The following is a 12789-nucleotide window of genomic DNA, read 5'->3' as shown; positions in this document are numbered from 1 at the left end:
AATAGAAATGATGAAAAAACAATATATCTGGATTCTTTTGGCCTGCCTGAGTTTGGCAGCCTGCAAAAAGTTAGATCAGCAACCAGAATCAACAGCCTCTAAAAAAGCTGTTTTCGGTACAGAGAACGGACTAAAATTATATACCAACTCCTTTTATGGCATGGATTTTCTTCCCAAGAATTCTACCAGTCAGGATGCAATGTCCGATTATCTGGCCGTGAAGTCCGTTCCTGATTTTATCCGCGAGGGTGGTTTTGCCGCCAATAACAGCTCTGGCTGGACCTGGAGAGATTTAAGGAACATTAATTATTTTATCGAAAACTGTAACGATCCCGCCGTGTCAGCTACAGTTCGCAATAACTACCTGGGTATAGCACGTTATTTTCGTGCTTATTTTTATATGGAAAAGGTAAAGCGTTTTGGCGATGTACCCTGGATTAACAAGCCCTTAGATATTGATGACCCGGCATTAAATGCAGGTAGAAATAAAAGAGAGCTGGTAATGGATTCAGTACTGGCCGATATCAATTTTGCCTGTTCAAACATTCTGGCCACCAACGATGCCAGCAGAACCACGATTACCAAATGGGTAGCCTATGCTTACAAATCCCGGATCTGTCTTTTTGAAGGCACGTACAGGAAATATCATACCGAGTTAAGTTTGGGTGCAACGGCAAACAAATGGCTGGAAGATGCGGCCTCAGCTGCTGACGAGATTATCAAAAAGGGTGGTTATTCACTCAATACGGCTGGAGGTGCAGGCGTATCTTATCGTCAGGTATTTACAAGCAATACACCGTTGGCAAATGAAGTGCTTCAGGCAGCTGTTGCTGATGTTAACCTTGGCGTATTAAATGAGGCCAATTGGTGGTGGACCAGTGGTACCTACGGTGCAAAAGCAAGTTTTACCCGCACCTTTATTAATACTTTCCTGAAACTGGATGGTACACCATATACCAACGATCCGGCTTATAGTACAATGCTTTTTAAAGATGAGGTGAAAAATCGTGATTTAAGATTGAAGCAAACCATCCGTTTAGGCGACTATAAAAGAGTAAGCAGTGGGCAGCAAGTGCCTGCGCCGCCAGTTTTCTCCTATACCTTTACTGGTTACCAGCCGATCAAATACACACTTGATGATACTTACTTTGATGCAGGTGCCCTGAATACCAATGCAATAGCCTTATTTCGCTATGCAGAAGTATTGCTGAATTATGCTGAGGCAAAAGCCGAACTGGGTACCTTAACTGACGCGGAGTGGGCTTTGACCATCGGTGCGCTACGATCGAGGGCCGGAATTACCGGAGGTTTAAGCATCAAACCAACCTTTGCTGATCCTTATTTAACTACCAATTACTTTCCAGGTATTACTGATGCCACCTTACTGGAGATCAGGAGAGAACGTGGTATTGAACTGAGTCTGGAAGGACTGCGTTATGCTGATTTATTGAGATGGAAAAGAGGCCCTTTGATGGAGCAAGAATGGAACGGTTTCTACGTGCCAGCTTTAAATACCCCTATGGATTTAAATGAGGATGGTATTTTGGATGTTGCATTTTATCAGGGAACACGCCCAACACCTGGAGTAGCAGGTGTAACTTATGTGGATGTTTCTGCAACTATTGGTGGTGCGGCCAATTCACAATTGTTGAAGAATGGTAGTTCTGGCGAACTTACCTGGATGAAAGAAATTCCACGAAAATGGAATGAGCGAAATTATTATTATCCAATTCCTTTAAGCGATCTTCAACGAAATCCTAACCTGAAACAAAACCCAGGCTGGGAATAATTACTGATTTAACAGATAAATAAAAATGAAAATAAAATTATTGTTGACTGCAACATTATTATCCTTAACTACATTGGTGGTGAAGGCGCAGCAGATTACCATTGGTACCTTTAATATCCGTTATGATAATCCTGCTGATTCAGGTAATTTATGGGTAAACAGGGCACCTGTTGTTGCTAACCTTATCCGCTTTCATAAGTTCGATGTACTTGGAATTCAGGAAGGTTTAAAAAACCAGTTGGATGATATTTCTAAAGCCCTACCAGAATACGCGCGGTATGGCAAGGGAAGAGATGACGGTAAAGATGGAGGGGAACATTCTGCTATTTTTTATCGTAAAGATCGTTTTAAACTACTTAAAAGTGGTGACTTCTGGTTATCTGAAAGCCCTGATCAGCCTGGGAAAGGATGGGACGCCACCTGCTGCAATAGAATTTGCTCATGGGTTTTCCTAGAAGATGTACAAAGCAAAAAGAAGTTTTATGCCTTTAATGTTCACTATGATCACCAGGGGGTTGTTGCCCGTAAAGAAAGCAGTAAACTAATCCTAAAAAAAATAGCTGAAATTGCCGGCGCTGCACCAGCCTTGTTAACCGGCGATTTAAATGGGGGCAGAGACAGCGAATGGTATCAAAGAATTGCAACTTCAGGTGTTTTATCAGATGCACATGCAAAAGTTAAGTTCCCTTATGCCAATAATTCATCTTCAAATGGGTTCCGCACGCCACGTGGGCAAACCGTAATTGATCATATCTTTATGAGCAAACAATTTACCGCAAGCAGGTGGGGCATTTTGACGGATACCTATTTTGGTAAATTTCCTTCAGATCATTTTCCGGTATTGGCCGAAGTTGAACTGAAATAGTCAAACTTAATTTACCGCTGTAATAAGGTATAATAATATAAAAAGGATCTCTTGTTATCGTTCAAGAGATCCTTTTTTAATGGAGAACATTTCCCAATGGGTTAGAATGCTAAGCGTTCGACTACCTGAAACTGGATACACTTTACAGTAAAATGGATACTTTTAGCACCTGGTCATTGCTGAATTTTGTACTATAATCAAAATTTAAAAATGAACATTCAAAAAGTATGGTTTATCACAGGTGCATCCAAAGGGATGGGACTTGAAACTGCCAAACTCGTATTGGCAAATGGTGACAAATTGGTTGCCACCTCACGAAATATAAACGAACTGATTAGCAATCTTGGCGAAGCCAGCGAAAATTTTCTTCCTTTGGCATTAGATATTACCAAAGATGCAGAAGTGAGTGATGCCGTATTTAAGAGCATTGTACATTTTGGAAGATTAGACGTAGTATTAAATAATGCAGGCTATTATCTGGTTGGCAGTCTCGAAGAAATTTCTGAAGAAGAATTTCGTAAAACGCAAGAGGTTAATGTTTTTGGTACTGTGAATATTATCCGTCATGTACTGCCATACCTCAGAAAGCAAAAATCAGGTCACATTATTAATATTGCCTCCAATATGGGCTACATGGGGTATGCCAATACCGGAAGCTATAATGCTGCAAAATTTGCTGTGGTAGGTCTTTCAGAAGCCTTGGCGCAAGAAGTTAAGCCATTCGGTATTAAGGTAACTGTAGTGGCTCCGGGTATGTTTCGTACCAATTTCATGTCTGAAACTACGCTGCTTGTGGCTGAAAAAGAAATAGAAGGGTACGGTAAAAAAGCACATGCAGCGATGTTGAGCAGTTTTAACGGACACCAGCCAGGTGATCCGAAAAAGCTGGCACAAGCATTGAACCTTATAGTAAAGGCACAAGAGCCACCTGTTCACCTTATCCTTGGGCCAGATAGCTACAACTCTATTTTGGAACAACGAAAAAACGAACAAGCGGAAATGGAGCAATGGAAGCACTTATCGTTATCTACTGACTTGGATTAATTGGCTAACTTTGAGGAAATGAAAAAGACAGATCAATCACCTTACCAGATCAGATCGATTTCTGAGCTGCACCGTTTATTTGCACTTTCAAAGCCCGATCATCCTTTGGTGAGTGTGATTGATTTCGCATTGCTAAGCTACAAACACAGTGATGTATGGAGACACTTTACCAATGATTTTTATTGCATAGCCATCAAAACAGGTACCAACGGTAAATTTCGTTACGGGCAGCAGGATTACGACTTCGAAGAGGGGATAATGACCTTTACCAAACCCGGACAGGTTTTCTCGGTTAGGGAAACAGACGGAAATGCAGTAAATGGCTATATGCTGGTATTTAAGCCGGAGTTGATCCAGAATTATCCTTTAGGAAAGCATATTAAGGATTATGGTTTCTTCTCTTATGCCGTTGCAGAAGCACTCCATCTGTCAGAAAGAGAAGAAGAAGTTGTTTTTTCCCTCTTGAAGCAAATGCAGCAGGAACTTAAAAATAGTATCGATCAATACAGTCAGGATGTGATTGTTTCGCATGTAGAGTTATTGCTCAGCTATTCAAATCGCTTTTACAACCGGCAGTTTATTACCAGAAAGGCTGTACACCATGATCTTTTATCAAGATTAGAACAAATTCTGACCGGCTATTTTGAAAATGAAAACAAGGCAGTAACGTCACTCCCAAGTGTTAAATTACTTGCAGATGAACTTCATCTTTCTGCCAACTATTTAAGCGACATGTTGCGTAACCTCACCGGGCAAAGCACCCTGCAATATATTCATAACCATATTATTGAGCGCGCTAAAGTATTGCTTTCAACAACAAACCTGAACATTAGCGAGATTGCATATCGTTTTGGATTTGAGTACCCACAGTCGTTTAATAAGCTATTTAAGAAAAAAACCACGCAAACTCCTTTACAATATCGCCAGTCTTTCAACTGATCACTTCTGCTGATATTTTGAATAATAAGTTTAATTATCTATTTTTGTATCGATCAATACATAAATAAAAAGTCAAATGAAAGGAAGACCTGCAATATTTGAACATAGCGAGTTGGTGAACAAGGCACAAAGCATTTTCTGGGAAAAGGGCTACACGGCAACCTCGCTCAGCGATTTGTTAACCGCAACAGGAGTGGGTTCGGGTAGTTTTTACAACAGTTTTAAAGGAGGAAAAAAAGAAATCTTTAGGGCTGCAATGCTGCAACGCAGGGAAGCATTTAATGATTTTAGAAAAGAACTGGAAAGGAGTGAATCACCATTGGCGTTAATAAAAGACTTTTTCAGGAGTATCGCAAAAGCAGGCCCTGAAGACCATCTTAAAGGGTGTATCATAGCCAATACTGTTGTGGAGATGACTTATGTGGATGAAGAACTAGGGGCAGAGTCGATTCGCATATTGAAAGATGTTGAGGAGATGTTTGTTGGGGCAATAGAAAGGGAAAAAAAGTTAGGTCAGCTCAATAATCCGTTATCTGCAGCGGTTTTGGGCAAATATCTGATCACCTTTTGGTGTGGCTTGAATACGCTTAGAAGAATGTATCCAGATAAAGAGGTACTCGTAGCGCAGATAGAAATGCAGTTGGGGATTATTGCTTAATTTTTTTTGAATAATTATGTATTGATCGATACAAAAATAAAAATACAATGGATTTAAAATTAAAGGGAAAAAGAGCGTTTATTAGTGGCGCTACACAAGGAATTGGATTTGCAATAGCACAACAATTATTAGCTGAGGAGGCCGAGGTGATTATAAATGGCCGTGAAGAGGCAAAAATGAATGCCGCAGTTGCTGCACTAAAGCAACAGTTTCCAAATGCTACAGTGTCTGGCCTAACAGCAGATTTTTCAGTAAAAGAGCAGGTAGAAGCCTTGTTGGCTCAATTGAATGATATCGATATTCTGATCAACAATGTGGGCATATTCGAACTTAAAGATTTTGATCTGACTACAGATGAAGATTGGTACAACATGTTTGAAATCAATGTGATGAGTAGCGTAAGGTTATCGAGAAAATTATTGCCACAAATGCTTGAAAAGAACTGGGGAAGAATTATTTTTATCAGCAGTGAATCTGGTGTAAATATTCCCGGTAATATGATCCACTATGGAATGACCAAGGCTGCAATGATGGCGGTAAGTAATGGATTATCAAAATTAACCAAAGGTACTGAGGTCACTATTAATACGATTTTGGGCGGACCTACTTACTCTGATGGTGTGGCCAGGACCATTGAGCATATTGCAGGTATGCAAAACCTAAGTGTAGAGCAGTTAAAAGCTGGAATTATGCAGCAAACCAACCCGCACTCCTTAATAGGGCGTTTTATTCATCCGGCAGAAATTGCAAACCTGGCTACCTATCTTTCCAGCCCGCTTTCTTTGGCTACCAATGGAGCCAGCTTAAGGGCTGATGGTGGTGTTTTAAAAACACTTTAATCTTGTAAAGGGTGGTGTTTGCATAAATTTTTACTGGATATTATGATTTATGTTGTGTTCGTGTCTGCAATAAATTATTGTAGCTAAAATTTAACCGCTTTCCTTTATCTTTGCCGCGAATTTAATATTCCCAATCGTGATTAATGTAAATAACATCTCCGTTTCATTTGGCGGAACCACCCTTTTTAGCGACGTAACCTTTTCGATAAACGAAAACGATAAAATCGCCTTAATGGGTAAAAATGGTGCAGGCAAGTCGACCATTCTAAAAATTATTGCTGATGTAGCTAAACCTACTTCTGGCAGCGTAACTGGTCCGAAAGAAGCCGTAATTGCCTATTTGCCACAACACTTGCTCACACATGATAACGTTACTGTTTTTGAGGAAACCATGAAAGCTTTTGCAGAGGTGAATCAAATGCAAAAAGAGCTTGATGAGCTGAACGAGCAGCTTACTATTCGTACCGATTACGAAAGCGACGATTATATGAAGCTGATCGAGCGGGTATCAGAACTGAGCGAGAAATTTTATTCGATTGAAGAAACCAATTATGATGCAGAAGTAGAGAAAGTATTAAAAGGCCTGGGTTTCGAACGTAAGGACTTTACCCGCCAAACCGCTGAGTTTTCGGGTGGATGGCGCATGCGTATTGAGTTGGCTAAAATTTTATTAAAGAAACCGGATCTGATTTTACTGGATGAGCCGACCAACCACATGGATATCGAAAGTATTCAATGGCTGGAAGATTTCCTGATCAATTCGGCAAAGGCGGTGATGGTCATCTCACACGACCGTACCTTTGTAGATAACATTACCAATCGTACCATCGAGGTAACCATGGGTAGGATATACGATTACAAAGCCAAATACACCCATTACCTGCAATTGCGTGCCGAGCGTCGTATACACCAGTTGAAGGCTTACGAAGAACAACAACGTTTTATTGCCGATAACCAGGAATTTATCGATCGTTTTAGGGGGACCTATTCTAAAACTTTACAGGTGCAATCGCGTGTGAAAATGCTCGAGAAACTCGAGGTAATTGAAATTGATGAAGTGGATACCTCGGCATTAAGATTGAAGTTTCCTCCCTCACCACGTTCGGGTCAGTATCCGGTAATGGTAGAAGAGCTGACCAAAACTTACGGCGATCATGTAGTTTTCGAAAAAGCATCAATGGTGATCGAGCGGGGAGAAAAAGTGGCTTTTGTGGGTAAAAACGGTGAAGGAAAATCGACCATGATTAAAGCCATTATGAACGAGATTGATTTTGAAGGTGGTTTAAAAGTAGGACACAATGCTAAAATTGGCTATTTTGCACAAAATCAGGCCGCTTTACTTGATGAGAACCTGACGGTATTCGAAACCATTGATCAGATTCCGTTAAGCGATGGCTCAATAAAAATCAAAGACCTTTTAGGCGCTTTTATGTTCAGTGGCGATGATACCACTAAAAAGGTGAAGGTACTTTCCGGTGGGGAGAAAACCCGTTTGGCTATGATCAAACTGTTGTTAGAACCCGTGAATGTATTAATCCTCGATGAGCCAACCAACCATTTGGACATGAAAACCAAAGACATTATTAAAGATGCATTGAAAGATTTTGATGGTACGTTGATTTTGGTCTCACACGACCGCGATTTCTTAGATGGATTGGTGCAAAAAGTATTTGAATTTGGTAATAAACGTGTTCGTGAACATTTTGAAGATATCAAAGGTTTCTTAGCCTATAAAAAAATGAATAGCCTGAAGGAAATTGAGCAAAACTAAATCAGATTTCCAATAAAAATTTTGAAAGCAGTTCTGAAAAGGACTGCTTTTTTGTTTGAAGCGGATTTTTGAGTTTGTCAGTATATACCAGATTACCAGGTCAACTCACCAGCTTTTTCATTATAGTATTGGCAATTCTGTATTTTTTTAGGCCATTCTTTTTGCAAAATCCTTAATGTATCATGCTGATTATTTAATATTTATAATAAATCTACTATATCCATAGATAATATAGATATATTTATATATTTGCACTGTCAATGTTACACATAACGATATGAACCATCTTTACATTAACAAATCTACTCGACCTGATTTAAAGTTGAATGTTGTTTTAAGCCATGCTGAAACCTGTTGTAGACTAGATGCAGATTGTTGTATGTGCAGCTAACTACCAAGCGCTCGTCACAAATATTATTTAGTATATCCTTATTATCCCTTTTATGAATCTCCTTTTCAGGAAACTGGTAATCAGCTCTTTGGTTATTTTTCTGGCATGCCCTTTTTTGAACTTCAGGCAGGCATACCCGGTGGTTAAATCTCATCCGGCGGCTGATGCTGTTTTATCGTGCTGTTCAGCTAAGCTTCCAAACAGGTATGGAGTGAAGTTTACAACATTAAACCAGTCTAAAGAAAATACGCCCGGTGTTGCGGTAAAGACCATCGGTGGAATGGTTTGGATAAAGGGCGGAAATTATTTAATGGGGGGCGACGATAAGCAGGCACAGGCCGATGAATATCCGAAGCACCGGGTAAGTGTTAAAGGTTTTTATATTGATGTGACCGAAGTAACCAATGCCCAGTTTAAAAAGTTCGTCGATGCAACACATTATAAAACTACTGCTGAGCGAACGCCCGACTGGGAGGTGATTAAAAAACAGCTTCCGCCTAATACGCCTAAACCTGACCCCAGTTTACTCGTAAAAGCTTCGCTGGTTTTTAAACCGAGTGTTAATAAGGTCGATTTAAATGATTATTCTCAATGGTGGGTATGGACCAAAAATGCGGATTGGAAACATCCCCATGGGCCAAAGAGCGATATTAAAAATAAAGATAATTACCCTGTGGTCCACATCTCTTTTGAAGATGCAATAGCTTATTGTAAATGGGCCGGAAAGCGTTTACCAACCGAAGCGGAATGGGAGTGGGCAGCGAGGGGTGGACTCGAAAATAAAATCTATCCCTGGGGTAATGAAGCCCTTAATGCCGGTAAAGTGAAAGCAAACACCTGGGAAGGAGAATTTCCTAACCAAAACGCGAAGAAAGATGGCTACTATTATGCCGCACCGGTAAAGTCTTATCAGCCCAATAACTATGGGCTATACGATATGGCGGGTAATGTATGGGAGTGGTGCTCAGATTATTACGATAGCCGGTATTATGCAAGTGCCAAAGTTTTCGATAACCCCAGAGGTCCGGCTAAATCTTTTGATCCTGACGATACTTTTGCTATAAAAAGATCGATCAGAGGCGGTTCCTTTTTATGTAATGCCAGCTATTGCTCCGGATATCGGGTTGCAAGGCGAATGAAAACATCAGAAGACAGCAGTCTGGAGCACCTTGGCTTCAGATGTGTAAAAGATAAATAACCAGATTCTTAACTATAAACCAAAACAAATGAAAATGAACTGCAGAAAATAAAAAAGGGAAAAATTTTCATTTCTCCCTCCAAACTAAATAAATCTTCGAACCAGGTTCTCAATTGGCGTTGGCCCTGATTCAAATGGTAACTTAATTCTAAACAAAATTATGCAAAATTTCTATGAAGTACGTGCCCGGCGCACGCTTACTTCAAAATTTCCTACACAATACTTTAGGAAGCTATTCTCTGTTTCTTTCATCGGAAGAAAAAAAATAACCTTCAGCTTCCTGATTTTATCCTTGCTGCTTGTACTTTCAAAAAATGGGCATGCGCAAACCACCCCGCTTATTAATTCAACTTTAACCGGAACGGTTAGAGATGCCAGAACGGGTGAAACCTTACCAGGCGTAAATGTGGGCATAAATGGCACTACCCATACGGCACTAACAGATAATAATGGTATTTTTCGTTTCGTAACCGGACAAAAATTCCCCTATACGCTTACCATTAGTTTTGTGGGCTATAAAACATTGCAGGTAGTAGCCAACGGCTCGCCGCTTGAAGTAAAACTCGAGGAACAGGTAAATACACTGAACAATGTAGTGGTAGTGGGTTATGGAACGCAGAAAAAAAGCGATTTTACAGGTTCACTTTCCTCCGTTCCCACTGAACTGAAAGGCGTTCCGGTGGCCTCGCCAGACCGGCTTATCCAGGGTGCAATTTCTGGTGCCCAGGTTACCCAATCCAGCGGACAGCCTGGTGGTGGCGTTTCGATCCGGGTGCGTGGTGGAACATCTATTAATGCGGGGAACGAACCCCTTTATGTAATTGATGGTTTCCCGGTTTACAATGGCGATGCATCAGTTGATGCCGGTATCACCAACGGACCGGCTATCAATCCGCTTTCTGCAATTAATCCAGCCGATATCGAATCGATAGATGTACTTAAGGATGCTTCTGCAACTGCAATTTACGGCTCTCGTGGTGCAAATGGTGTAATTCTGATTACCACTAAAAGAGGCAGCAAAAACAGTTTTTCCATTAACTACAGCGGTTATTACGGTACACAAAAAGTGAGTAAGAATATAGGCGTATTGAATGCCAGGGAATGGGGAGCACTAAAAAACGATGCCCTTACCGATGCGGGTAAAGCGCCCTTCTACACCCAGGCGCAGTTGGACCAGCTTGGAGCAGGAACCGACTGGCAAAGTGAGGCTTTCAGAACAGCACCCGTGCAGAATCACAGTCTTTCGATTTCGTCGGGCAATGAAAAAACACGTTTATTACTTTCTGGAAATTATTTCAAACAAGAAGGGATAATTTTGAATACAGGTTTTGACCGGTATTCGGCAAAGCTAAATATTGATCATGAAGTAAACGCTAAATTCAAATTGGGGGCTTATCTGAACGGAAGTATAACCCATGCCGATGTGGCACCAAGCGGGATTGTGGCCAATATTCTTTCTATGGTACCCGTTGTTCCGGTAAAAGATGCTAATGGGAATTTTACGGCAAACAGTAGTTTTGGGGCAACGGTTGCAAACCCGATAGCTACTTTAAGCTTGCAGACCAACGAAACAAAAACCACCAGGTTTTTGGCCAACAGTTTTGGAGAATATACCATTATCGATGGATTAACAGCCAGGGTTTCTTTAGGCACAGATATCATCAATAACAAACAGAACAGATACCTGCCTTCTACACTTTACGAAAGTCTGCCAGGTGGAAATGCATCAATAGGCGCTTTATCCACATTAAACTGGCTAAATGAAAATACAATCAACTACAAAAAAACAGTTAATGGAAAACATAGCTTCGACATCCTTTTAGGTAATACACAACAAAAATCGGTTACCGAGGTTTTTACCGCAGGTACTTCAAATTTTGTTAGCGATGCATTTAAATACAATAATCTGGCTTCCGGAACGGTGCTCGCAACCCCAACATCATTAAAAACAGAGTGGGCACTGCAATCCTTTCTTGCCCGTATCAATTATGCCTACGATAATAAATACCTTTTAACCTTAACGGCCCGTGCCGATGGATCTTCAAGGTTCGGTATCAATAACAAATGGGGAACTTTCCCTTCGGCAGCAATTGCCTGGAATGCCTCAAATGAGGGATTTCTTCACGGCATAAAAGCCATCAGTTCGTTGAAATTTCGTTTTAGTGCGGGTGTAACCGGTAACCAGGAGATCGATCCATACCGATCACTTTCGCGCTTATCGAGTTATCAATACACTTTTGCCAATACCCTGGTTAATGGTTTAGCCATAGCCAGTTTTGCAAACCCTGATTTAACATGGGAAAAAACAGCTCAATATAACTTTGGTATCGACCTGGAACTGTTTTCGGGCAGAATCCAGTTAACAACTGATGTGTATTATAAAAGAACTTCAGATTTATTGCTTGAAGTTCCGGTGCCCTATTCTTCAAGTTTGACCAGTGCATTTCAGAATTTAGGTGTAGTAAGGAATAAAGGGGTAGAGTTAGGACTGAAAACCATAAACTTCCAGGGCGATTTTAACTGGACAACCAACCTGATATTTTCTGCAAACAGAAATAAAATTATTACGCTTGGTGGCGCGCCTTATTTCTTTGTTACAGATCCGGCCAGTCCCACCACTTTACCAACCCAGATTATTAAAGTTGGCGAATCGGTTGGTGCATTTTACATGTACGAAATTGATGGTGTAAATCCTGCTACGGGCTTACAAAAGTACAAAGACCTGAATGGCGATGGTGCGATAACGCAGGATGCCGACCGTAAGATTGTGGGCAGTTCTCAACCAAAATTTTTGGCAAGCATAACCAATACTTTTAGATACAAAAATTTTGATTTGTCGGTTTTTTTCAATGCCTCGTATGGGAATAAAATCTTCAACTGGACGCGCGCCAACCTGGAGCTAGGAACTGGTTATACCGGTGCTGTAGCGACATTACTTGACCGCTGGACACCGACCAACCGGAATACTGATGTACACAAAGCCATCGAAAACCCGGCAGTAACTATTTCTGACCGCTTTGTGGAGGATGGTGCTTTCATCAGACTTAAAAATGTTTCTATTGGTTATAGCATTCCAGGCCGCTTACTCTCCAAATTGAAATTAAGTGCACTAAGGGTATATGTCTCAGGTTCTAACCTTTACACGTGGACGAAGTATACTGGCTACGATCCGGAGGTAAGCACCAATGGACAGAACTCCATAAGCACGGGGATGGATAGGGCAGCTTATCCGAATGCAAAATCAATTCAGGGTGGCATCAGCCTAACGCTTTAATTTTTTCAAAATCTAATTTTT

General features: G+C 40.8%; 9 protein-coding genes. All 9 read left to right on the top strand.

Translation table 11 applies throughout. The annotated features are described in order from the left end of the window. Positions 1–7 precede the first annotated feature (7 nt). Complete coding sequence (locus AC04QZ_RS24885) at positions 8–1789, top strand: RagB/SusD family nutrient uptake outer membrane protein (RefSeq protein ID WP_478359908.1); 1782 nt, start codon at positions 8–10, stop codon at positions 1787–1789. 25 nt (positions 1790–1814) lie between these two features. Further along, positions 1815–2654 carry an endonuclease/exonuclease/phosphatase family protein gene (locus AC04QZ_RS24880; protein WP_478359907.1) on the top strand — a complete coding sequence of 280 codons (840 nt, stop codon included), beginning with the start codon at positions 1815–1817 and terminating at the stop codon, positions 2652–2654. 210 nt (positions 2655–2864) lie between these two features. Then, positions 2865–3698, top strand: a complete 834-nt coding sequence (locus AC04QZ_RS24875) for an SDR family NAD(P)-dependent oxidoreductase (protein ID WP_478359906.1) — start codon at positions 2865–2867, stop codon at positions 3696–3698. 18 nt (positions 3699–3716) lie between these two features. Then, positions 3717–4637, top strand: a complete 921-nt coding sequence (locus tag AC04QZ_RS24870) for an AraC family transcriptional regulator (RefSeq protein WP_478359905.1) — start codon at positions 3717–3719, stop codon at positions 4635–4637. A gap of 76 nt (positions 4638–4713) precedes the next feature. Then, positions 4714–5295, top strand: a complete 582-nt coding sequence (locus tag AC04QZ_RS24865; protein WP_478359903.1) for a TetR/AcrR family transcriptional regulator — start codon at positions 4714–4716, stop codon at positions 5293–5295. Between the two features lie 47 nt (positions 5296–5342). Beyond that, positions 5343–6134 carry an SDR family NAD(P)-dependent oxidoreductase gene (locus AC04QZ_RS24860; protein WP_478359902.1) on the top strand — a complete coding sequence of 264 codons (792 nt, stop codon included), beginning with the start codon at positions 5343–5345 and terminating at the stop codon, positions 6132–6134. Between the two features lie 136 nt (positions 6135–6270). After that, entirely contained in the window at positions 6271–7905 is a 1635-nt protein-coding gene (locus tag AC04QZ_RS24855) for an ABC-F family ATP-binding cassette domain-containing protein (protein WP_478359901.1), read from the top strand. Positions 7906–8348: 443 nt separating this feature from the next. Continuing rightward, positions 8349–9494 (top strand): formylglycine-generating enzyme family protein, encoded by a 1146-nt coding sequence (locus tag AC04QZ_RS24850; RefSeq protein ID WP_478359900.1) that lies wholly within the window; start codon positions 8349–8351, stop codon positions 9492–9494. A gap of 160 nt (positions 9495–9654) precedes the next feature. After that, entirely contained in the window at positions 9655–12768 is a 3114-nt protein-coding gene (locus AC04QZ_RS24845) for a SusC/RagA family TonB-linked outer membrane protein (protein WP_478359899.1), read from the top strand. The last annotated feature ends 21 nt before the right edge of the window (positions 12769–12789 follow it).

The sequence above is a fragment of the Pedobacter folensis genome, from assembly GCF_056490665.1.
Note: the sequence above shows the minus strand (reverse complement) of the source record. Positions and strands in the feature narration are given on the sequence as shown.

Bases quoted from the DNA above. Each gene is read 5' to 3' on its own strand.
- AC04QZ_RS24885 (WP_478359908.1), top strand. From the start codon at position 8: ATGATGAAAAAACAATATATCTGGATTCTTTTGGCCTGCCTGAGTTTG.
- AC04QZ_RS24880 (WP_478359907.1), top strand. From the start codon at position 1,815: ATGAAAATAAAATTATTGTTGACTGCAACATTATTATCCTTAACTACA.
- AC04QZ_RS24875 (WP_478359906.1), top strand. From the start codon at position 2,865: ATGAACATTCAAAAAGTATGGTTTATCACAGGTGCATCCAAAGGGATG.
- AC04QZ_RS24870 (WP_478359905.1), top strand. From the start codon at position 3,717: ATGAAAAAGACAGATCAATCACCTTACCAGATCAGATCGATTTCTGAG.
- AC04QZ_RS24865 (WP_478359903.1), top strand. From the start codon at position 4,714: ATGAAAGGAAGACCTGCAATATTTGAACATAGCGAGTTGGTGAACAAG.
- AC04QZ_RS24860 (WP_478359902.1), top strand. From the start codon at position 5,343: ATGGATTTAAAATTAAAGGGAAAAAGAGCGTTTATTAGTGGCGCTACA.
- AC04QZ_RS24850 (WP_478359900.1), top strand. From the start codon at position 8,349: ATGAATCTCCTTTTCAGGAAACTGGTAATCAGCTCTTTGGTTATTTTT.
- AC04QZ_RS24845 (WP_478359899.1), top strand. From the start codon at position 9,655: ATGCAAAATTTCTATGAAGTACGTGCCCGGCGCACGCTTACTTCAAAA.